Origin of the sequence: Prevotella sp. (assembly GCF_051059605.1) — a bacterium.
Lineage (GTDB): Bacteria > Bacteroidota > Bacteroidia > Bacteroidales > Bacteroidaceae > Prevotella.
On the sequence record NZ_CP050883.1, the window covers coordinates 2102231 to 2127500 of the forward strand.

The following is a 25270-nucleotide window of genomic DNA, read 5'->3' on the forward strand; positions in this document are numbered from 1 at the left end:
GTAAAAACATTATTTCTTTTGTGGATTAATGTTAAATCGCCAAGCAAGTGAAAGCATTACATAACGAGGAATGCTATTGTGCCAAATCTCTGTTCGGCCTTGTGCATTCATGGCATATTGCGTGCTTGAAAGCTCATGCAGCAAATCAAAACCTTGTAGCTTAGCCAGTAGTTTACCTTTGACGAAACTACGGGTGAGCTGGGCATTCCATACCCAGTCTGTAGTATTCATTTCGGCTTGCTGATATCCTCTGCGTGCAAACATGGTCATATCGGTAGAAATCTGGAAGTTCCACGGTAAAGTTAACGTGGTATTTAGTCCTACGTTATAGTCGCCTGCATGGATATTGCTGAATCCCTCACGTTGACTATTGATAAGATAGTAGTTGCCACCACCATGAAGTGTGAACTCATAGTTGTCGTTGGCATGAAAAATCAACTTGCTTTCGCCGCCCATCTTCCAGTTGTTTACAATGCTGCGTTGACTTGTCGTGAGTCCGCTCACTGTAGCAAGATCTACATTGTGGTAGTAATTAATCCATAGCTGATTATCGGTGGTAAACTTCTGGGCATTATCTAAAGTGCGCGTGAAGCCCATACCTCCTTTGGCATCCCAATTACCGTTTACACTCATAGGGCGAAGTGTAGATATACCTGTAGATTTCTCGTACGTAAGTTGGTAGGCTGTACTATTGTCGGTTTTATGCCAAGTAGTCCATAGGCTAAACGCCCGTTGGTGTGATCCGTGGAATGTGGTATTGGCCTCTAGACTATATCGGTGGATATCCTTTAAATCGGAGTTGCCTTCTTTGATATAAAGCGGTTCGCTGTCGTCGCGATAGTCGGTCATGGCTGTAAGGTCGGGAAGGTCAGACTGCAATTCTGCTGTTAGTCTCCATTCAGTTTTGCTGCTCTGATGGTGAATATAGAGTGAAGGTTCGAAAAACACACTCTTGCGCATCACGTCGTGACGCCCCATACGTTCATAATAGAGGTTAGCATTGACAATGCGTATCGGCATTTTTAGCTGTACAACCGCTTTGAGGAGCTTACAGTTAAGATCTTGATAAAAGAGGCTGAACTCATGTTGGTTGCGGTATTCGTGGTAACGGTAACTGTTTTGACCGTCAAGGGAACCGGCTAGCGCATTCACTGCTGATGGCAGCATATCAAATCTACTACTATCTCTGCCAGCCAGTTTGTCTAATCGATAAAACAGATTAGAAGCCTTGTTGTAAGAATAGGTATAAGTATATTCGGGCATGATAGACTTTTCACGGAGCATAAAGGTGTAGTTTGTATTGCCTGAGAGCTTAAGATGCTGATTGGGAGCATTGGTATATGGATTGCGATAGTCTCTGGATGGAGTGCCTTGTAGATATTGTATATCTTGCATGGCAAATATTTTTTGAGTGTTACGGTTGTATTCTGCAGACAGACCTAGACGCCACATGTCGGTAACAAAGACCCGTAGTCCGCTTTCGGATTCTGCTCTGAAGTTGAATTCGCTCGATTCAATACTGTTTTCTGCAAGCAAACGGTTGACGACAGAAGTTGAGTCAAGTGTTTCCGTGTTCATATTTCCTCTGCCATTGGTGTGCTGATAGGAGAGGTTGAGGGAGTTATGCGTGAAGACACCATCATGCCACAGGTTGAATACTGTATTATTTTTCCACAGATCTCTGCTTTCCAAGTCCTTGGCATAGCTATTCTTGTAGGCGTCGCCACCAGGTAGGAAGGTCTGCGCAGTTTGCTTTGTTACATTGTCAGATGAAGTATGCGTATAGGTTATGTCACTGCTTAGCCATGTATCCATGCCATTGAGGAAGTTGAGATAGGAGAGTCCTGCTGTCTTAGTAGCCAATAGTCCGTCGGGCATATCCTGTGGTTTCCATTCACCATTAAGTTCGGCGCGCTGGTTGTCGTTGAGGTTATTGATGTTGACAAAAGCTCCGATTCTCTCTTTATTAGAGAATTTCATACCAAAGCCCCGCACTTGATAACGATCTTTAGTACCCATTCCGGTTTCTATATTACTCATGTATCCAGTGGCATATTCACGTTTTAATCTTACATCCATCACATAACTTTGATCACCCATGCTACGCCCCATCATCACTGAGGCGGCACCTGCTTTATTAAACACCTTTATCTTATTAACGGTGTAGGCAGGAAGATTCTCTAAAGCGAGTTTTGGATTGCCAGCAAAAAACTCATGACCATTAACAAGAAGACTCTCTATGTATTTTCCATTAACATAGATTTGTCCATCTTTATTAAGTTTGGCACCGGGCAATTTAGCGATTAATGCATCGAGCATACTGCCATTGGCTAAGTTGAAAGCATTGGCATTGTAGACTATCGTGTCACCCTGCATCACCATTTTCAGCTTAGTAGCTTTAACAAGGACTTCAGGAAGTTCGTGAAAAGCCTTCATCATGCGAATGGGTTTGGCAAAGATTGCAGACTGACGATTACTTCGTAGCTCGCAATCAGTATAGGCATCGCTATAATTCTCCATCACAGCCTTAATGATGTATCGTCCCTTCTGGTTAATCTTATAAAAAATATAGCTTCCTATTTTACCACCTGTATAGGGGTTATCTTCAAGTTGTGCTGTAGTCGTGTCTATCACTACGCTATCCGCAGTCATCAGTATAATTTTTGGGGTGAGCCCATCTCCGCTGATATTGTCCACCACATGTCCTTGTATTGTATGGTCATAGTTAATGCTCATAGCTTGTAAATTACCAATAACAACCAATAAAAACGTAAGAAAAACACGAGTATGTAGAGATTTGAATTTAGACATATTGATTAGATTAAAATTGGATAGAGATGTTTCTGGATTAGTGAGTTGCCAATGACACTAATAACCCAACAACCGCCATTTAAAAGGTGCTTGTAAAAATGTGAACTGACAACGCCAGCCCTTTCTAATATCATACCCGATTTCTTTTTTAGGTTCATTAGTTGTTAATTTACAATGTTCTTCGTGTATTTTATTATCATACAAAATAAACGAATATAATGACAAATTCAAAATATATGACATTCTATTTCCTTTTAATTTTAGATAATTAACATATCAAAGAGCTACATATACAATCAAAACGGTATAATGTACTTGCTATCTCTATATCACCACTAATTGGCTGATTCAGTATGTCTGCAGAAAGACAGCGAACATCGTCATCACACGACTGTAGCATAATTGAACTATGCCAGAGCACCAATCGCAAGTCTAATAATTTTACGATTCTACTTATTTTAGCTATTTAAATGTTTGTTTTTTTATGCAATATGTGTAATGCTGCAAATAAAAGATATATTAGGATCAGAAGTAGGGAACAGACAAATATATTACTTAAAATTAAAAGCTTTGCAGAACATATCGTAATATATAATAACAATAGCATTGTTAGTGTTCTTAGTATATACCAATACTTTCTCCAAGTATTATTAGACTTTATATTGTTCGGTATTTTTTTAATTCTATTTATTTGTTCAGGATGCTCTTCATTATATAATAAGACATAATAAACGAGACACATAACTATAGGCAATATAAAAAGAATTTCAGAAGGCCCCTCTGATGTTATATTGCCTACAAAATCCCAATGGAGTATTATATTGTTGCCTACACTTTGATTATATATAGCTATAATCAATGATGCTATTATTAAAATGATAGGTAGGACTTCTTTTTTATTTAATTCCATAGTGCGTGTTGTTTATTTTTTAAATAATACTATTATTCTAATACTTCTAAAGGATATTGTTGGAAAGAACTAGTTTTATCGTTGTATAATATATGATGTGTTTCAACCATATGCAAAAATGCCTCTGGGTTTGCAGGGAATAAAGATATACTTTTACCCTCTGTTGTTTTAATAAAAACGTATGAATAAAAAAGTTTCTTTTTTAGCGTCATTAGTTGTTAATTTACAGTGTTCTTTGTGTATTTTATTATCATACAAAATAAATGAATATAATGATAACTTCAAAATATAAGACATCCTATTTCCTTTTAATTTTAGATAATTAACACATTAAAGAGCTACATATACCATCAAAAAGCCCTAACAGAAACATTTTCGTAACCTCAGAGAAATGGTCACTAACGTTGATTCACTGTAATTTAGATGATTCACTATATAATATTTCTTTTGTCAGCATATATGATAATAATAACTATAACGCATATTTTGACGTGTTTGAAGGAGAAGAAAAAATAATATCATATCAAATTAATTTGTCTCATCAAACGCAGTGCTCGCTCTCCTATCATTTTTATATTTTTAGCTACGGAGCTACGGCATCTCTCACATAGCCCATAAACAGAGGAATTGACGATACGTAGCTTGCAGGATTTAGCTACGGCTAGCTACGTTCTAGCTACGTTAACTTGTATTGTTTTAAGGATAAAATGCATTCTACAAGTAAATTTGTCAAAGAATCGCTGGTGGCATCTAAGGAACTGAGGATGTGAGCAAGAACTATGCAAACGAAAACAGAATCATCAAGCTTGTTTTAAGGTTCTGCTGAATTCCACAGAATTCTCTGCAAAGATACTGCAAAATTTTTATCCATGCAATGAGATTTAGGTTAGCCTGTTAGCCAAAGTTTTAATTACTAGAAATGTTACACATCGTAATACACGCACGCATGCGTCCACACTGTGAATTTTTCAGTAAAAAAAATGTCGAAGTGTCTATCCGTTGAGCATCAACTTGTTAGAAATATTTTCGAGTAGAATAACGTGATGACTATTCGTCGATAAAAAATGGGTGACAATTTCCCTTATATCACATTGCACTTTGCGAAGGAATTTGGTGCGTTTTTCGATGTTTTGCAGTGCTTTTCTTCGTAAAACGCAGTGCGTTTTACGAAGGAATAGGAGGTAAAACATCGTAAAAACGTTTGCGTTTCTATGTGGAAAGAGTTGCGTTTCTATATAGAAACGCATGGGAAACTCAATATTTGACCGTCTGATCTCCATCGCTTTATTTAGTCAAATTCGTAGATAAAATACTGATATTCATTAAGTTGACATTTCGACGCTTATATTTTTCAAAACCCTATGTGCGTGCGCGCTAGCGCGTACATTATATAAAGAGAAATAGAGAACGTAGCTAGAACGTAGCTTATCGTAGCTAAATTGACCTAGCTACGTATCGTCAATTCCTCTGTTAATGGGCTATGCGAAAGGTGCCGTAGCTACCGTAGCTAAAAAACAAAAAAACATAGGGGGGAACCCTTAAAACCTACAAAATTGAAATCGTCACCGAGAAATCTAAGCTATAGATAATGCTCAACACTAAGTGTTAATCATTACCTGTGGATGCGAGTATAACCGTTTACAAAGCCATATATAGTTAAAAATTACACAGAAAAAGAAGTTTTGTTTCTTTTACTATGCATTTTTTTACTATCATAGCCTCATCAAAGTGAGTCACAATTGATATCGTAACTACATAACTAAAAGACACCACATTTGTATTTTATCACTTTTTGATAATCATTTTTTGATAATTACAATAAAAGTACTATATTTGCGGAATCAAACAATAAACTATGATGTTGAACAACCCTTTTATAACAAATGGATATGCTGGTCCTGAATATTTCTGTGATCGTAAAGATGAAACAAGAAAAATTATAGACCTGTTAGTCAATGAGAACAATCTTGCCCTTATGTCTCCTCGACGTATTGGTAAGACTGAACTTATAAATCATTGTTTTAACCAACCTGAGATAAAACAGGACTACTATACTTTTATCATCGACATCTATTCAACATCTTCTGTTTCAGACCTAGTTAATGTATTTGGTAAAAGCATTATAGACGGACTACGTTCAAAGGGTAAGAAAGTCTGGGAAAAATTAATCCAGACATTAGCATCTTTGCGCTCTGAAATTTCATTTGATATCAATGGTCTTCCCGTATGGAGTGTTGGGGTTGGAGCTATAACAAATCCAGAAGTTACTTTAGACGAGATATTCACTTATCTACAGCAAGCGGATAAGCCTTGCCTTGTGGCAATAGACGAGTTCCAGCAGATAACATACTATGGCGATAATAGAATCGAAGCGCTTTTGCGCACATATATACAAAGATGTACAAATGCACATTTCATATTTTCAGGCTCACACCGCCACCTAATGGGAGAGATATTTGTATCACCATCACGACCTTTTTATCAGAGCGTTACACTAATGAACTTAAAAACACTAACTGTTGAGAAATACAGCGAATTCGCATCTGAGAAATTTGAGGAACGCAACAAACATCTAGAAGTAGAAATAATAAAAGAACTATTTAATAGATTTGAAGGCGTCACATCCTACATACAACGTGTAATGAATGTACTGTTTCTTAAAACTCCTCAAAACGGTACATGCTCAAAAGGTATGCTTGATGACGCAATAAACTATATCTTAGATATGTCATCAGACACCTACGAAACCATATTGCGACAAATGGCAGAAAAGCAGCGTAACACATTCCTTGCTATAGCCGCAGAAGGCAAAGCCAGAAATGTTACAGGCGGAATTTTTGCAAAGAAACATCACCTGCCATCACCAAGTTCAGTAAATTCTGCGGTTAAAGGATTATTAGAAAAAGACTTCATCACTGAGAATGATGGAGCATATTCTGTGTATGATCAGTTTTTCAGCCTATGGATAAAGAAATATGTTTTAGGCAACACAACTGATTAAGATAACATATATGAAGACTGAAAAGTTTAGAGTACATTATAATATTTCGCCATTTTATTAGGCGTTTATACAATATTCTAAAATAGTAAGGATTGAAACTTTATTCTTCAATCCTTACTATTTTTTGTTGACAGTTGCGGTTTATTATAAGCGGAACATTCTCAACAACAACATTACTGGTATCCAAGCCCAACCAATGCTGCTCAGGAATAGCCATGTGACGAGCGAGGGCATATAGGTTCATAACAAACTGCTCAAACGCACTGACACTACTTGCTGGATAGAAAATACGATGAATGACAACAAAACAGAAGTCACCAAGTATGCCATGCTTACGCAATGACGGATATCCACTAGCAATACTTACCTCCTGACGCTTGGTCATGTCATTTATTATCTGACGTAGGAACTGACTAACGAACGGTTGAACACGGAAACCAATCTTAATGCGGATATTAAAAACAGTATCCTCAAGCAATGTATCTACAGTATATTCCAACGTCTGAGGTTCGTCAACCATGTCAAGATGTATCAACCAATAATGGTCGGCACGCTTGGGTTGCTTCCGCAAAATGGAATATATTAGTTTGTCCTCTACTTCATCTTCCTTTTGTGCCCAGTTAATAAACACTAGGTTAGAAGCATATTTAGCAATGGTCGTATCCGCTTTCAAATCCTTTATTATAGGTAAGTAATCCTTTATCTTAACAAGTTTCAGATTACGCTGACGAGTCTTATAAGCCTTGTACCAGACCATCATAATAACGAAGAAGAAACTAGCTATGAGAATCGTAAACCAACCTCCACGCATGAATTTGGCTACATTTGCCAAAAGGAAGCAACTCTCTATTATCATGAATACCACCAAAAATGGTATAGCAAATATCCTTGTCATAGTTCCATGCCACAGATACACACCAAGAAGGATTGTTGTCATCAACATAGTTATCGTTATAGACAATCCATAAGCAGCCTCCATATTATCTGAAGTCTGGAACAACAGCAACGTGAATACACAGAAACAGAAAAGGAAATTGTTTACTAACGGAATGTATATCTGTCCCTTAACATTTGTAGGGTGCTTAATCTTCAGACGTGGCCAGAAGTTAAGATTTATAGCTTCACTGAAGATGGTATAACAGCCACTTATAAGAGCCTGACTAGCTATAACAGCCGCCAAAGTAGCCATTACAATTGCAAAGACAAGAAAATCATTTGGTATGATCGCATAAAAAGGATTTATTCCTTCCATGTTATGACCTATCATACTTATAGCCCAAGCACCTTGACCAAGATAATTGAGTATGAGCATCGCCTTAACATATATCCAGCTAATGCGGATATTCTTGCGACCACAATGTCCAAGGTCTGAATAAAGAGCCTCAGCTCCAGTAGTACATAGGAACACTGCACCAAGAATAAGACTAGTCTCTGGATATGCCACTAAAACATGAATAGCATAATATGGATTAAAAGCTTTGAATATTGCTAAGTCATAATGAATATTCATCGAACCGATGATACCCAACATCAAGAACCAGAAAAACATTATCGGACCGAAAGAACGACCGATAACACTTGTGCCAAATCGCTGTATCAAGAATAAAATAGAGATGATACCAATACATATCGGCAACACTGGCGTTGATGGATTGATAACCTCCAACCCTTCAATGGCAGATGTAACGGTAATAGCTGGCGTAATAATACCATCGGCAACAAGCGTAGCTGCACCGATAATGGCTACAACATAAAGACTTTTCCAACGGTATTTATGCAAAAGAGCATAAAGAGCCAAGATGCCTCCCTCTCCATGGTTGTCGGCACGAAGCGCAACAACGACATATTTTATTGTCGTCTGGAGTGTCAATGTCCAAATAATGCAAGAAACAGCACCTATAATGAAATTGGCATCGTAAGCAGGATTCGCCCTTATAATGGTCTTCATTACATAAAGTGGGGACGTTCCTATATCACCGAATACAATACCGAGAGTTACAAGTAGTCCCATCATTGTGAAGCGACTACTCAAACTGCTTTTACTATTATCCATATAAATATCAAAATTATGGCGCAAAGATAAGCTAATTCCCAACAAGTAAAAACTAACTGTAGTTAAATTTTCAATTTCAAAACATATATTAACATAAAGCAGTCTGTTATATCAGCATATTACAGTCTGTTAATTATCTCATGTACATACGAAATTTAAGTGTATGACTTTTCGTTCTATCTATAGAATATTTCTTCAATACTCCCGGTCCACAACTGCCATTACCCAATCCCAACACAGCACAGTTTATCTTGAGATAAGTATATTTCGTAGGTTTCAGTTGATAGTCATGTGCTGCCGTGGCAATATCAATATCAGAATAATGCAAAGCCGAGAAACTAAAAGGAGCATCATCAGCTTCTATTCTAAAGATACGACCATCAGAACTTTTTAATTGCACCATTGAACAATCCTCATGATTACCATTGTCCTGAGGGCGTGGATAGTGAGTATACTGATTTGTAACATCACTTTTCCACAAACCAACAACAGAAGAGTGTTTGCGATCGGGATAATTGTCCCAAGGTCCACGACCATACCATGATAACTGTTCAAAATCACATGGTAGCTTTATGACAATACCGAGACAAGGCAATTCCGGCAAATCACCTTTACAGTCGAAACGCAGACTATCGGCAGATTGCGTAACCACGATTTTACCCTTAGGATAACGATATTCAGTTATCTCATCATTTATTTTGCAGACTGTAGATGAATCAAGTCTGTTATTTTTCCAATCTTTTGCTAACCAATTTCCAAAGCCTGTATCATTGTCTGTCGGAGCACGATAGAAATTCGGCATTACATTAAAGCCACAGTCCTTCATTGACTTACGCACAAGATTACGTTCTCGTTGTATCTTACCAGCCGCACTCACAAGATTATCATGCAATGCTGTCTGATATGTTATAACATTGTTTCCATTACTATCAAATACGTCTATATTCAATCTACAATCGTCATCTGAATGACAACTATATTTTGAAGCCTGCCCTATCACTGCGCTGTCTCCAGGCAACACATCGGGTAAATAGAGTGAGCCATGTCTGCTTTCATGCCCATTCTCCATAATTCTATATGAAGCCTTAAATGCTGAAAGAGAAAGATGCGAACATCTGTTTACTACGAATATAGAGTCACCATGTTTGCTAAAGCGTACAGGAGAATAGACATATTTAAGTTCCTGATATTTGGATGATGTAGAACGATCAGCAAACACAACGCCATTCAGACAAAAAGCCTTCAGATTAGGTGTATCTCCAAAGTCACCACCATATAGAACACCTTTATCTTTTGAATATATACCTTGGTCAACCCAATCCCAGACGAAACCACCCAGCATTCGTCTGTTACTATATATCTCATCCCAATATTCACTGAAATTACCTAACGCATTACCCATACAATGGGCATATTCGCTGGTAAGTACAGGTCGGTTATCATTTGTTCTTTCAGCTATTTCAAGAAGTCTTTCCCATCTTGCATTCTCTGCTCTCTCCTTATCGGCACCTACAGGAATACCAGGATTAAGATATTCCTGCATCACACGAGGATAAAAACGACTCACGATATCTACACATGCAGGATCTGGATTGCCATCATATCCCTGGGCACCTTCGTAATGAACAAATCGTGTAGGATCAAATTCATGAAGCCAACCAGCCATCGTAGCATGGTTGATACCAAACCCACTCTCATTTCCCAGACTCCAAAAAACAATACATGTATAGTTTTTGTCTCTCTCCCCCATTCTAACCGCACGATCAAGGAAAGCCTCCGTCCAATCGGCAGAAGAAGTAAGAGTACCACGAAGTCCATGGGTTTCGCAATCAGCCTCATCCATGACATAAATACCTGCACTGTCACACAATTCGTACCAACGTGATACATTTGGATAGTGACTAGTTCTAACAGCATTTATGTTTGCTGCTTTCATGAGTTTTATATCCTGCTGCATGCGTTGCTCTGTCATTACACGTGCAAGTTTTGGATCATGTTCGTGCCTGTTTACACCACGTAATCTGACTTGTTTACCATTTACCAAAAGCATTCCATCCTTTATCTTATAATCTCTGAAGCCTAACTTTTGTTCGGTTTGCTGAATAACATTACCCAAAGAATCAACAAGCTGAAGTCTGAGATGATAAAGATAAGGAGTCTCTGATGTCCAAAGATGTGGATTATTCACAACAGCCAACATACGAGCAAACTTGCTTCTGCCACGCTGCGGAAACCATTCATTCATATTTGCAGCCTTATGGTCTATATCCAGAATGTCTGATGCATCTGCGGTTAACTGAACAACATTACTACCTTTTTCATCAGAGAGTATAGCCTTTACCTTGTATCCGGCACCTGTCTTATTTTCAAATACACGTAGTTTTGGATTGATCTCCAATTCAAATTTACTGAAAGAAGAATCTACAGCAACAGTCCTCACTGCATAGTCGCGCAACTGCACATCAGGAGTTGAAAATACAGTTACACTGCGCTGAATACCACCAAAGCGCCAGAAATCCTGATCTTCCAAATAGCTTGCATCACTATACTTATACACCTCAACCGCAATGTCATTAACTCCTTTCTGAACATAATTGGTGATATCAAATTCAGAAGGTTCCATAGATCCCTGAGAATATCCAACCTTACGCCCATTTATCCAAAGATAGAAAGCTGACTGTACACCATCAAAACGAATATAATAGCGACGTGCAGCCTGTCCATTATCAGGAATAATGAAAGTACGGCGATATTGTCCTGTAGGATTACGCTCACTGAAAGTTGTCCAATTATGCTTTGGTTCTTTCATCACATAAGGAGGATCTATCTTAAAAGGATATCCTGCAGATATATATATCGGTGTTCCATATCCGTTTACTTCCCAGTTTGCAGGGACATCAATATCTTTCCAATCAGTACAATCATACTGAGGTGAATAGAAATTTAGAATACGTTCATCAGGAGTTTTAGTCCATCTGAATTTCCACTTACCATTGAGAGATATTTCACTATCACCTTTATGCAATGTAAAAGGCATAAACGCTGCACGAGCAGGTTCGCTATTTATCTGCAACACGTGATTATTCTCCCAATCATTTGCAGAAATTGGGAGACTTATTAAAAACAGAAGTGAGAATATTATATGTTTCATTGTATTTCTAGAGTTTCAAAATCAACACCTTTGACGTTTGATATAATTATACGATACTTTCCTGCATTAATCTGAGTTCCCGTAGTTGTAGAAAGTATTCTGAACTTTGCGGGAGTTGTTGGGAATGTGATATCACCAGAATGAACAACAATGCCTTTATTATCAACTATTGTCAATCGTGCTATAATAGACTTAGCTGTCATATTGCGATAACGAAATCTAAGAGCATATTCCCTTGCTACCCCCGGAGTTATAATCCACTCCCCTTTTCCCACACTGTTATATTTTACGGTAGGGAATGTCTCTGTATCTTTTGGCAACAACGCTTTTGGATACTTAGCAATAGTATCACTATCCAGACTACGCCAATAGTTGGAAGGCAATGCCGAACTGTAATCAAAGCTCTTAGCTATACCTCCGTTACGTGCTACAGCTATTGCTGAAATCACAGCTTGTCCAGCTTTAACTTCAGGAAAGCTTATCGTCAACTGATGATTTAAAGCCTTGGCATATACAACGCGTTTATATGCTCCGGCATAACCAGCCTCAGCCCATAAATCAACATCATCAACAACAACAGAATCGTTTACTGCCACATCAAATATTCTTTCACCCTCACAATCTATTGCTGCCCCATATCTAGCGCCAAGCCAAGGTTCTGCGAAATAGAGTTCTATTCGATAGATGCTGTCATCATCAACTTTAAAATGATACTTCAACTTATGACGTCCCCATCTGAAATAACTGAATAAATCAGCATCATTGGTTCCATGTATTTTTGATGTTATATGTCCCTGACTTGCCATAAAAGGATTCAAGCCAAACTGTGATGACCATGATTCTGAATATTTAGAGTTATCCTGACTCCAAGCATTACCATAGGAATCAACATAAGCATCACCGCCACAGTTTACACGATACATATATGAATAACCATCAGCAGGTTTTAATATATCAACATTCCTATCAGCAGCTGTTGGGGTAACAGTATCAACTTCAGCCTTAGCATAATGATTTCTATACCAATAGAAAGCCTCAGTTGGTTGTTCCCACGGAGAAAGCAAACCTTTATAATTAAAAGGTCCAACCTTATCAATACGTCTTACAGATTCATCTGGTTGTACACGTCCTGGATTTTCGTGCGAAACGAATATCCATTGAAAATGACCACACACACTATCCTTCACACTTTCTGCCAAAGTTGCTTTCTTTGCCAACAGTTTTGTAAACGATTCCTCGGAATAGCGTTCATCTCCATGAAGTCCAAGCGTGCGCCAAGCTCCATATTCTCCATTAAGTAACTGTAATGGTTGCTTTAGTTCATTGCCATAATTATCAGCACTTCCACCATAAGTTCCACTCCAGTTTTGTATTACATTCCAATCAGTTCCCTCTCCACCATTACATGTTGTTATAGCACGTTGATCACGACATGTGGGATCCATTTCACGAATGATGGCAGAACACTCTTCAGCAAAATCCTTAGGAAGAGCACTTTCATTTTGCAATCCCCACAATATGATACTTGGAGAATTACGACGTTCCTTGATATAACGTATGAGCATCTTCTTAAAATTACTTCTGAAAGCATCTGTATCATACCATATATGAGCAGAGAACTGACTCCAGAATAACATTCCATCACGGTCCATTAATTCCTGATAATAAAGATTATGCGGTTGGTGAGCCTCACGGAAGGCATTGAATCCTGCCTGTCTCATCATCTTTACACGTGATGCAATCTGTTCATTTGAGAATGCATGACTTTGCCCAAACAAATGTTCATAATCACAGGTTCCATTTATAAACACAGGTTTGCCGTTCAATAGGAATTGTCCTTTATGTGCATTATCTTTTCTATGAACGGGCCAACTGATAGATCTTATGCCATAAGGTGTTGAAACTTCATCAACTGTATTGCCGTCACGCTTTATCATTGACGCAAGATTATAAAGATAAGGACTATCCAAACTCCATAATTCAGGGTTTGAAATCTTTGCATACTGACGTATAACCTTCGTTTCTCCTGGAGCAAGAACTGTATTTTCTGACAATCGGAAATATGTTTTTCCGCTTGCCATATTCATTTTGTTTACGAGTTCGATGTCCACCTTCTTATTTCCGTAATTCTTTATTTCTGTATCAATAAAGACTGAATCACAATTGGCATTATTCCATACGTGGACTCCAAACGGTTCTATACGCACGTCGTCTGTTTCAATCAAAGAAACAGGACGGAATATACCAAAAGGTTGACTACCTTCAGAGAATCCCCATTCAGAAGAACAGCCTCCACATACCCATGGACTATCTTTTATATATTCGGGATGATCTACCTCTATGCGTAATTCATTATTACCATCATGCAGATGTTGGGTAATATCTTCTGTAAATACAGTTCGTCCAACAAGTTCTTTTGGATAGCGATAACCATTTACAACTAAAGTGGCATAAGTTCCTACACCTTGCAATTCTATAAAATAACGTTTCCCGTCGCTTTTATCAACCTCTATATTTCTATGATAAACTGCACTTCCATGAAGGTTTCCATGTTTCAATTGTCTATAACCGTAATAATCATCAAGATTATTTGGAAGACAAACTTTTGTTTCAGGAATGAGCGAAGTGATAGAATCGGCATTCGTATGAGTAAACTTTACATACCATGACTTATCAAGACTTATTATCTTTCTACGTGAATTGTTTTCTGCTTCTGGAAAATTAACGTCAGAGCGTCCCATCGGTACACTTGTTGCAACAGCAATACCACGTTGTCCAGCTTTGTTTACGGCACAATAAAAATGATATACCACCCCATCATGCTTTACGACATAGCTTTTATGTGCAAACATTTCATCATAAGGCTTTGATGGATATATAAGATCTTCACCGTTCCAATCCTGCCAATCAACAAGATTGCGACTTACAGCAAACGTATTGAAAGCATTATATTTTCGTGTAGGGTTATAAGCCGAGAAGTAAAACATCACATAAAGACTATCTATCTTTACGATCTGTGCATCACCTGTTATTATGCCTGGCGACTCATGATAATAGACAGGATTACCTGCATAGCGTTGCCATTTCTTCATATTATCAGACAAGGCAATACCTATGCGCTCAGCTTTGAGATTGTTGGCAGGATTAATTCCACCAGCATTATAAAACATCACAAAACGCTTTCCAAGTGTTCGTGACTTATCTTCATATACAGTACTTTTATATTGTACCAATTTCTCCCACCATTGTGCATCATTGTCATGAATACTCATAAGCGGTTTGTCTGCAGAGTTCCATTCATGAGCTACAGATATATCATTCTTTGTCCATGCCAATCCTATATTCAAAGGTTCTTTCACAGCTTCATATCCAGTGCCATGTCCTCCAATATAGGTCATCCAATGTCGCCCGTGATATGTCTTCATTTGGTAAGAGCCGTTCCAAGTCCAGTCTATAAGAGAAGGAAATCCTCCACGTTGATTCATATCCCATCCCTTATTTTTATATGACAGCAATCGACCTGAAGTTTTCCAATGAAGCAAATCATCTGATTCAGCCAACCATGTTTCATATCCACGGCCGTCAAGTCCATCCTTACCATTGTAAACAACATAAGTCATATACCATTTCCCGTTATTACGAAAAACGGTAGGACAGTCTATTTTATGATAGTTGTCTTTTGGAGCTACTGCCATTCCGTATTTATATGGCGTCTTCACCTGTTCATACAGACGCTGCATCTGAACAGGAGTAAAACCGTCATTGGCAAAGATCTTGACAGTAAAAAATAATAAGACAAAAAACAATCTATATCTCATAACTCTTCATCTTTTTAATAAAACAACCAATCTATAGCCTTATCTGTTCCAGACAGTCCGGCATCACGTTGCTGTATATTTTCTGATGTATATCCAAGAACCAAAAGAATACCTTTTGGTAACAATAAAGTATGGCTTCCTGCATTGAAATCATATTTATGAAGATTCACCTGTGGCATACCGTCTATCAATATTGCGGAGGTTATCATTGGCTCAGCCTGTCCATAGTCATTAGCTGTAGCGTCGATCTCCAGTTTTGGAGCACTTGCATACTTCATCTGGTCGTCACGGAAATAACCTACAAGAAGATGTACAGGAGCATCACACTTAAATTCTATCTTTGTGGCACTATCACGCTGCTGTTTACTGTTCAGCACATAAGCGTTCATACCTTTTAGCTCAACAGCGAAATCAGTAACGACACTGTCCATATCTGAGAACAGGCGCACTCCCTTTGCTATCTTCACGGTTTTAACATCGTGCGGTAAAGTGACGTTAGCTGGATGTAAAGGTTTTACTGCCATGGCAACAGTATGATATTTACCTTTTGAAATATCTTTGAGCATTGCTATATTCTTTTTCAGATTATCCAATTCCAGTTGATACTGTGGTAACAGCTCCTGCCAATGCTTCATCTTTCCATTGTCACCCCCTATCGGAATACGACGTTGTGCAGTCTGCATTGAGTTGGCATATAGATATGTATCTTTAGTCAAATCAACAAGCTTTTTATAGTGCATCACACTCTTTTCCAACAATACCACTGCGGTATCAAGTTGGTTGATGTCTTTTCCCCATTTATAGTTTAACACATGCTGCGCTGCTTTAACCTTGAAACCAAACGACCATGCAAATTCCTTATAACAGTGCATATCATTACGCAAGCGATTAAACTCATCTTTATGTTCTGTAACCTTATCAGCTACAGCATCAATCGCAGCTACAGCCTTGTCGCCATGAGTTTCAGTCTGGGCAACTATGTCAAGAGGAAGTTCACCTATATGTGGTTCATGTTTCCATTCCTTCTCAACATATTCTATAAGTTTCTCACCTTCAGGTCCACAACTCTCATAGAATCCAGGGTATATAGTGTATTTATAAGGATTAACCAACTGACTCATCATCATACCAAGAAGTAATGTCTGGCGGTTTCCTTCTGTTATTCCAAAACGTCTTAACAACTTTGGAGCAATCTCTCCACTTTCATCATACGCCTTACGTATACTGTCAGCAACGCTCTTGTTGTCACTGCAATAATATGATGACAGCACATCATCCCAATAATGTCCTTCCTCAGTTACATTGCGTCTGCAGTTCCATGCATAACGTCCCCAAGTCTTATACCACATCCAGTCACGATCCAACTGTCTTTCACGAAGTCCATCAGGCAACTTGTCGGCTGTATATGGCCAATCCCAATAACTAGCCTGAGGATACAGATGCAAAGCGTTTGCATGGTGAACATCATGCATAGCCACAACGGCCTTTTGAACAAAAGACGGTGATGACCAACGCCAAGGTTCAAGATTGGCGAGTATATGAACATTACTAATATGCGTTGTTCCTAAAGCAGCTAAATCTGTATGTATCTTTGCCCAAGGTCCTCGTGGTTCGTATGTAGTGAGGGATTCACCATTGTATTTGTGCATTGTGTACAGGTTCTTATATAAAGGAAGCGAAGCTTGCATTACGGCTTTGCAATCTGTATCGTGGGCACGCAACAATATAGGTGGTTCGTCATTACGTCCAAGAGCCTTTAATCCATCTTTCACTCCTGGAATAATAGTCTTTGTCATCCATTGTACATCATCATCATAAGTATCCATCGCCTCACCAAGACATACAAGAAGTCCCACATTTGGATATTTCTCAATAAAGGCTGCTATACTTTTACGTGTATAGTCACTTATCAATGGAGTTATAGGGCGATGCCTGTCTTGTGTTTTCAATCCATAATGGTCGGCAAAAGGCTTTGATAAGATGATATTATAAAACATCTGTATAACAAATATTCCTCTTTTGTCAGCTTCATGGGTAAGGAAAGAGTATATTTCTTCATTCTTTTTGAAGGTCTCTTCATCTACTTCTAAAGCAAAAGGATAGTCTTTGAGTTTCATTAATGAAGCAAAAGGATGACCATTCCATAAATACAATGAATTCATCTTGTTGTCTACAAGCATATCTAGATATTCTATCCATTGTTTCTTATCATAAAACCATGGAAAGTTTTCTGGTGTATATGGATATTCATATACCTGATGTCCGGGTAGATATACGGTCTTTTGCAATCCTACACATGAACCACGCAAAACCATTTCTGGATTTTGCTGAATATTGCCTATGTTAAGATTATGATGCAGTGCTGCATACTCTGCAAGCTCATTACATCCATATATCACTCCTGAACCATCATATCCATCAATAAAGATACGTTTCTTTGCAGAAGTGATTCTAAAACCTTCTTTCTTTAGTCCTGTAGTATCAGTTGCTAATCTGAGATATATTTTATAATCGTTTCCATGATTAGGAAAAGTATATCCCAATGCCGATAACTTATTTTTGATATACTCGGCAGCATATTCCACTCTGGAATTTGTTTTAGAAGTGGTTACTATTTTAATAGAGTGCGCCTGTGAATAAGCACACAACATAAGTATGATGAGTATAGTATTTAATCTTTTCATAAATTTATTTGAGCTTGCTCAAGTCTATTTTTTTATAAGCGATGAGTTGTCTTCTCCATGTATATACACAATGCAGATTTCCGTCCTTACCCTGAATTATTGCAGGGTATGAATACTGACTCACAGGACTGTCCTCAAGTGTTAGCACATGACGCCAATGAGTTCCGTCGTCGGATATTGCAATGCTTAAAGGAGTGCGTGGTCCTTTCTTTGTACCAGGTATTGTTTCGAAATCATTGTATATAAGAACATGACGACCGTCTTTAAGCGTAACGGCATCTGTGCCACTTTGATTATTCGGAACATCCGTCAAAGTAACTTTACTCCATGTATCTCCATTGTCTGAACTGAAAGATGTAGCCAACTTAGCGTTATGAGTGCGCATAAGAACTTGCAGGCGACCGTCTTTTAGTTTTAATATAGATGGTTGTATGCTATATATATATTCAGGTCCTTTTCCTTCTTTATATACTGGATTTGTCATATTGCTTGCCGTAACGACATCGTCAGTACGCGCAACCTTTTCAGCATCTACAATTCCAACATATTTCCATTTACCCGTTTTCATATCAAGTATCTCAACATGAAAGCGCCATCCGTCTTTCTCTGTGCTCGAACCGCATATCAGTCTACCGTTAATCAATTCAGGTTTATTCTTCACAGGTCCGATAAATCCTTTAGGCAAAGGTTCTCTTTCAGTCCATGTCTTTCCACCATCTTGTGACTTCACAAGCCAACCAGTCCAGTCGTCTACTGTAGCCCCTATTTTATAGAAGAGCCATATCTCTCCGTCTGGCATTGTAAACAATACAGGGTTCCAACAGGCTTTGCGTTTCAATGTTACAGACATGGCAACCTTACAATGCTTTATTGGTCCCGCAGAAGCTGGTGTTGTCTTTGCATCTACTCCTGCTAATTCAGCATCAGCCGTTCCCAACTGAAACACTCCGTCACCAGCCATTATAGGGGCTTCCCATTTATCAGCACCCTTTGGCTTTCTGCTGACCCAGATACATACATCCGGATTACGTTCTTTTGTTCCACCGAAATATGATGCGACCAAATCACCATTTTTTAGTTCTGTTATTGTAGAAGCATGAGCCTCTGGGAATGTAGCATTATCATATAGGAATTCATCTTTTATGATTGCTATGTTGCGAGTTGGTATTTCGATGTTAAAAGAATATCTACCCGATCCTACGTCCTCTGTTTTGCCATTTGGCATATATAGTGTAGCAGTTGTATTTACAGGTATTTCTACATTCCAATGTAATTTCTGTAATGTCTTATCCCATTTACTCACAACCTTTCCGTATGGTGTTTCGTATGAAGCATTTACATTAAAGCAATCCTGTATATCGAAAGACGGTTTCAAGATGATGTGTTTATATGCTACGCTATTTTCTGACTGACTGATTCCTCCAAGATATTTATAACACCATGTCAGTAAGTCACCAAGCAACATTACGTGGTTTCCAGAATTCATCTTTGCATCAGCCTTGTCACCATTCCATAACTCCCAAATTGTCGTTGCTCCGTTTTCAGCCATATATCCCCATGAAGGATATGTTTTGTTGGTTGCTAAAAGATATGCAACATCTGAGAAACCGTTATCAGAAAGTGATCTTAAAAGCCAACTGATGCCGATAACGCCACATGTGACATGACCATCACCAACAGATATTATATTCGTAACTACATTTTTCACGACTTCCGCCTTTATGCTATCCGGAACAATACCGAAAGCCAAAGGAAGAAGATTTGCTGTTGCAGTGTTATTACCATAGAATACGCTGTCTGGATATAATACATGTCCAGGACGTAGAGATGTGCCACGCTTTACTGTAAGGAACTTATGATTGAATGCATCTGTCATTTCCTTGCGCTTGCTCTCCCAAAGTTTGGCATCTTCGTTCATATTCTGCAACTTGGCAAACTTCTCCATAAGTTGTAAAATCCTTACGCCATAAGCTGTTGATATGAGTTGTCCATCCGTGTTGCGCGAAGGATCTTCACTATGTATGAGCTGTAATTTCTCTGGTGGAACACACCAGTCGCCATATTTATCCTTTGTTATTATTCCGTCTGTTTCATATTCATTCAGCATATACATCAGCCATTTTCTTATCGAAGGATATGAATTAATTATCGGTTGCGAATTACCATACTGTTCATACAGCATATCACATGCAAATGGAAAAACGGCAGGCCAAGTCATATTGTCTTCATAATAGTTCCAGAATGATGGCGTTACATTAGACATTGCTCCATCATAGCGTACTCCATCACTTAGATCATGCATCCACTTCGTGTATAGACGTTCATTATCAAACAGGTAACTTTCGCCAAGACATCCCACTGTGCGATCGCCCAACCACGGTTGACGCTCGTTTCTTTGTGGACAGTCTACTGGCATACCTTTATAATTACTTTTTATTCCCCAAAACGCATTATGAATGACCTTATTAAGAATTGTATCAGATGTTGTCAATTCACCTGTTGCCTGCATATCGTCGCCAACAGTAAATGCAGTAAAATCATCTTTCTTTGCTGTTGCCAAATTGCTTATTTCAGCATACCTGAAACCATGATATACAAAAGTTGGTTTCCATATATGTCCTTGTTCCTTACCGTTACATACATATATATCCGTGGAATTGGCATTTCGCAGATTGGCGGTATAAATACTTCCATCTGAATTAAGCTTCTCTGCATATCTTACCTTTATAGAATCACCCTTTTCTCCACGTGGTATGAATCCAATCCAACCAGCCATATTCTGTCCGAAGTCGAGAATATACTTACCATTAACTTTCGTCATTGATATTGGATTTCCGTATCTTTGCTCAACCATGCAAGGTGTCATCTGCGCACGCAATTCTCCTTCTGGTACAGATGTTCTGACAGCATTTATCCATTTAGAATCATCAAATCCAACGGTATTCCATCCAGACATTTCCATACGAGCATCATATTCCTCACCGTCATATTCATTCGTATTACGTATTGGACCATTGAAACTCAACTTCCAACTCTGATCTGTTGCCCATGTTTCCGTTGTTCCATCCTGATATTCAACCAGGATGTTTATTCTACATTTTGGCAATCCGAACACAGGAGACTTATAATACTTCTCCTGGCGCATAGGGAAATATCTGCCTGCTGCCAAAGATATACCTATCGCATTGTCTGACTGTATATAACGTGTGATATCGAAAGTATTGTAATATACCGTTTTACGATAATCTGATGGTACAGGTTTCAACACCTGATTATCTCCTATCTGTTTTCCATTTACATAGAAATCATAAAGACCTAATCCCGCAACATAAGCCATTGCACGGCGCACAGTCTTCTTGCTTTTGAATTCTTTTCGCAAGTATCTTACAGCAAGTCTGGTATGAAGTCCACGTTGCTCACCGGGCTGAAGTTCTTCCAATCCTATCCACTGACCTTTCCATCTGTTTTCACCCAACAGAGCCATACCGAAATGTTGTACTTGGCTCCATTCGCTTTTACCTTTATTTGTAAACACGCGTACTCTCCAAAAAGCTTCGTCGTTGCTTTTCAATCCCTTACCTCTATACTCTATCCATAGTTGATCGGCTGATTCAACTTTTCCTGAATTCCATAAATCAGCCTTGGCTTCATCTAGTTTTTCTGGTGATGAAGCCACTATAATCTGATAACCTGTCTGTACGACATTGCTACCGTCAGAAGATATTTTCCATGAGAATCTAGGAGTAGTGATATCAATGCCTTCTGGATTCTTCAGATTTTCGGTCCTTGTATCATATACTCCAATGTTTGCCGAAACCATTTGCAACGGCAACATTATAACTATGAATATGTATATTAGTCTTTTCATTTATTCGTTCAGATTTCGCTTTTTGTCAGCCAGATGTTGATTTAATATTTTTGTCTGTTCACGTGATAGATAGTTCTTATCTGCATCAATGGCTATAAGCACCCTATCATTAATTTTATCGGTCTTCTCTATCTGAGGCGACACTGTTATGATTTTATTATCAGCAGTTCCGATAAAAGATATTGCACCGTCTGAAGGATTAAACCACCATAGAAGTTTTTTCTTACCCGATATTTTTCTTAGGTCTATCTTCATCACATCGCTGTTATAATTATATACCATCAGATAATCTTTACCTCGTGTAGCAATAAGTCTGTCATATTTTACTCCATTCTTGCCAGCGATAATACTCTGATCGGGTATTCTATCAAAATAAGGAAATGACAACATCAGATCAATAAGATATTGCATCTGATTGTAACCAGGATCCTCAAGTCCTTGATACCATGCCTTTACTGTTCCGTCACTTCCGTAACCAGTAGGATAACCAGGTTTGAGCATCTGCATAATAGCATTGTGTCCGTATGTGTGTCCGCAACTTCCTGCAAATACGCTCCAATATGCATAACGACGCACATCATAATCCTGCCAACGAGCCTCATTTGCGTCATGAAGTCCCTTTGGTATGTCCTCGTAACTAGGTTCATCATCAAGAACGGGCTTTATTGGTTTGTATGCCCATGTTGAATCTACATACATCCAGTTGTCTTCCTCTGTACTGTCAGGGATTGGATAATCTTTATTCCCCATACGCTGACCGTATTTGCGGTGTCCACTTTGGAATGTATGGAAATCCATCCACGAAGCTTTACTCCACCATTTGGCTGAAGTGTATCTTCCACGTGGATGATATGTCATGAGATGCTTATTGTCTATGCTTTTTATTGATGTGGCAAGAGCGTTCCATACTTCAGGATGTATATCGCCTTGTATGTCGCCTCCCATTATCCAGATTATGTTTGGGCTATTCTTATATCTTTCGGCAAGAAACTTTCCATAAGCTTTGGCTTGTTCTGCATTGATGTTTCCAGCCTGTACCTGTGAGCCCCATATAGCTACCATACCGATGTATATTCCGTTTTGTTCTGCTTTACGAATTATATAATCTAAATGATCCCAATATGAATACACTCCTTCTGGATCGGCTTTTGTAAAGTCCCATCCAGAAGGTAACGACTGCTGTCCGTATATGTTATATGACGGAACAGCATCCATTACCTGAATCTGTACCATATTATATCCTGCTCTGCGGCATTTATTGAAATAGTATTCAACTTCAGCTCTATCAAGATGTTGTGGAACAAGCCAACCGGTATCACCTAGCCAAAAGAATGGTCTACCGTTTTCAAACTGTAGGTAGCGGTTATTGGAAGAAATTACTAGTCTTCCGTTATCCCACGGTTTTTGGGCATGCCCCATTATCGTTGCCAATCCTAATAACAGACACATCGATAATATTTTCTTTTTCATAATATTCTAATTATTTGTCCTTTTTCTGTGTTTATATCATATTGATAGGTCTTTGGAAGACTTATCTTACTTTGCTTTGCATCTGAATTATTTATTAGCTGTGCTGCAGGATAATTTGCAAAGAAAGGATTTACATTATCTCCTTTGGCTTTGTGCAATGATTTCATCGGGGCGTTTAATCTTAGACGGAGGTTTCCTCCAAGTTCAGATTTAACGACAAGACTTGTCAACTTACCTTTACGCCATGACATTGTGATGATTTCAAAACCACCACGTGTTTTTAATCCTTTTATAGTTCCTTGTTCTTTCCATGCATCTGGTAATGCCGGAAGTAACGTAACGCATCCATCATGACTCTGCATCAACATTTCTGCGATTCCTGCAGTACATCCGAAATTACCATCTATCTGGAACGGTGGATGTGCATCAAAAAGATTTCTATATGTTCCACCTTTCTTCTTTACATTTCCATAGGCTAGGAATCTGTCATCAGTCAGCGATAATTGATTATGTATCAACTTATAAGCATGATTTCCATCTAACAATCGTGCCCACAAACATACTTTCCATCCCATGCTCCAACCAGTACTTGGATCTCCACGATGAATAAGTGATGTGCGTGCGGCATCAAGCAATTCCGGCGTACGATATGGTGATATCTGTGTTCCAGGAAATAGTCCATATAGGTGACTTACATGACGATGATTATCACTAGGATCATCCCAGTCTTTAATCCATTCCTGCAACTGTCCCCAATGTCCTATCTGCATTGGCGACAACAGTTTCAATCTTTCAGTATAGTGCTTTGCAAGGTCTGAATCTTCAGATAACACATTCGAAGCAGCAACAACATTATTGAATAATTCATAAATCAATTCATTATCCATTGTTGTTCCGTATGTTATAGGAAGCATGCCATCGGGTGAAGGATGAGAGTTCTCGGGAGAAACAGCAGGAGATATGACCAACCATCCATGCTCTGGTTCTTTTATTAACATCTCATCCAGAAATTTTGCGGCTCCCTTCATAATTGGATACGCTGCTTTGAGAAATGCTTTATCACCGGTGTATAGATAATGCTGCCACAAATGTGAGCATACCCATGCACCACCTGTCATCCACATTCCGCTTGTAGCATGGTCAACGGCTCCTGTTATGCGCCAGATATCCGTATTGTGATGCAACACCCATCCGTCTTTATCATACATTGTACGTGCAGAAACGGTTCCCGTCTTACTGACTTCTTTTATCAATCTGAAAAGAGGCTCATTTAATTCCGTTAGGTTTGTTGGTTCTGCCGGCCAATAGTTCATTTCCAGATTGATATTGGTTGTATATTTAGAATCCCATGCAGGTTCCAACTTGTCATTCCATATACCTTGTAAATTTGCAGCTTGACCTCCAGGCTGTGAACAACATATAAGAAGATATCTTCCAAATGTGAAATATGTTGATACAAGCCAATTATCATCATGCTTTTCAAAATTTATTAAACGCTCATCTG

10 protein-coding genes (1 of these 10 only partly in view) are annotated in these 25270 nt (G+C 38.5%); 1 reads left to right on the forward strand and 9 read right to left on the reverse strand.

What is annotated here, in order from left to right; translation table 11 throughout:
- Positions 1-9: 9 nt before the first annotated feature.
- Positions 10-2811, reverse strand: coding sequence for an outer membrane beta-barrel protein (locus HEQ28_RS08295; RefSeq protein ID WP_434501798.1), 2802 nt, complete (start codon positions 2809-2811; stop codon positions 10-12).
- A gap of 466 nt (positions 2812-3277) precedes the next feature.
- Entirely contained in the window at positions 3278-3721 is a 444-nt protein-coding gene (locus HEQ28_RS08300; RefSeq protein ID WP_434501799.1) for a hypothetical protein, read from the reverse strand.
- 1858 nt (positions 3722-5579) lie between these two features.
- Here HEQ28_RS08300 and HEQ28_RS08305 point away from each other — a divergent pair.
- Positions 5580-6722, forward strand: a complete 1143-nt coding sequence (locus tag HEQ28_RS08305; protein WP_434504443.1) for an AAA family ATPase — start codon at positions 5580-5582, stop codon at positions 6720-6722.
- Positions 6723-6822: 100 nt separating this feature from the next.
- Here HEQ28_RS08305 and HEQ28_RS08310 read toward each other — a convergent pair whose 3' ends face one another.
- From HEQ28_RS08310 to HEQ28_RS08340, 7 genes are all read right to left on the reverse strand, one after another.
- The gene (locus tag HEQ28_RS08310; protein ID WP_434501800.1) at positions 6823-8775 is read right to left on the reverse strand and encodes a KUP/HAK/KT family potassium transporter; all 1953 of its coding nucleotides are present in this window, start codon (positions 8773-8775) and stop codon (positions 6823-6825) included.
- Between the two features lie 133 nt (positions 8776-8908).
- A complete protein-coding gene (locus HEQ28_RS08315; protein ID WP_434501801.1) occupies positions 8909-11926 on the reverse strand; it encodes a glycoside hydrolase family 2 TIM barrel-domain containing protein in 3018 nt (1005 codons plus the stop codon).
- A complete protein-coding gene (locus tag HEQ28_RS08320; protein ID WP_434501802.1) occupies positions 11923-15744 on the reverse strand; it encodes a malectin domain-containing carbohydrate-binding protein in 3822 nt (1273 codons plus the stop codon). Before HEQ28_RS08320 ends, HEQ28_RS08315 begins: the two co-directional genes overlap by 4 nt.
- A gap of 14 nt (positions 15745-15758) precedes the next feature.
- Entirely contained in the window at positions 15759-18428 is a 2670-nt protein-coding gene (locus HEQ28_RS08325) for an alpha-d-galacturonidase (RefSeq protein WP_434501803.1), read from the reverse strand.
- Between the two features lie 4 nt (positions 18429-18432).
- On the reverse strand, positions 18433-22296 hold the full coding sequence (locus tag HEQ28_RS08330) for a family 78 glycoside hydrolase catalytic domain (protein WP_434501804.1): 3864 nt from the start codon (positions 22294-22296) through the stop codon (positions 18433-18435).
- A complete protein-coding gene (locus HEQ28_RS08335) occupies positions 22297-23766 on the reverse strand; it encodes a glycoside hydrolase family 140 protein (protein WP_434501805.1) in 1470 nt (489 codons plus the stop codon).
- Positions 23763-25270: the 3' portion of a glycoside hydrolase family 95 protein gene (locus HEQ28_RS08340; protein ID WP_434501806.1), read on the reverse strand. Its footprint extends 964 nt past the window's final position; only the last 1508 of its 2472 coding nucleotides appear in the window; its start codon lies beyond the right edge, outside the window; its stop codon occupies positions 23763-23765. Before HEQ28_RS08340 ends, HEQ28_RS08335 begins: the two co-directional genes overlap by 4 nt.

Bases quoted from the DNA above. Each gene is read 5' to 3' on its own strand.
- HEQ28_RS08335 (WP_434501805.1), bottom strand. From the start codon at position 23,766: ATGAAAAAGAAAATATTATCGATGTGTCTGTTATTAGGATTGGCAACG.
- HEQ28_RS08320 (WP_434501802.1), bottom strand. From the start codon at position 15,744: ATGAGATATAGATTGTTTTTTGTCTTATTATTTTTTACTGTCAAGATC.
- HEQ28_RS08295 (WP_434501798.1), bottom strand. From the start codon at position 2,811: ATGTCTAAATTCAAATCTCTACATACTCGTGTTTTTCTTACGTTTTTA.
- HEQ28_RS08305 (WP_434504443.1), top strand. From the start codon at position 5,580: ATGTTGAACAACCCTTTTATAACAAATGGATATGCTGGTCCTGAATAT.
- HEQ28_RS08300 (WP_434501799.1), bottom strand. From the start codon at position 3,721: ATGGAATTAAATAAAAAAGAAGTCCTACCTATCATTTTAATAATAGCA.
- HEQ28_RS08315 (WP_434501801.1), bottom strand. From the start codon at position 11,926: ATGAAACATATAATATTCTCACTTCTGTTTTTAATAAGTCTCCCAATT.
- HEQ28_RS08325 (WP_434501803.1), bottom strand. From the start codon at position 18,428: ATGAAAAGATTAAATACTATACTCATCATACTTATGTTGTGTGCTTAT.
- HEQ28_RS08310 (WP_434501800.1), bottom strand. From the start codon at position 8,775: ATGGATAATAGTAAAAGCAGTTTGAGTAGTCGCTTCACAATGATGGGA.
- HEQ28_RS08330 (WP_434501804.1), bottom strand. From the start codon at position 22,296: ATGAAAAGACTAATATACATATTCATAGTTATAATGTTGCCGTTGCAA.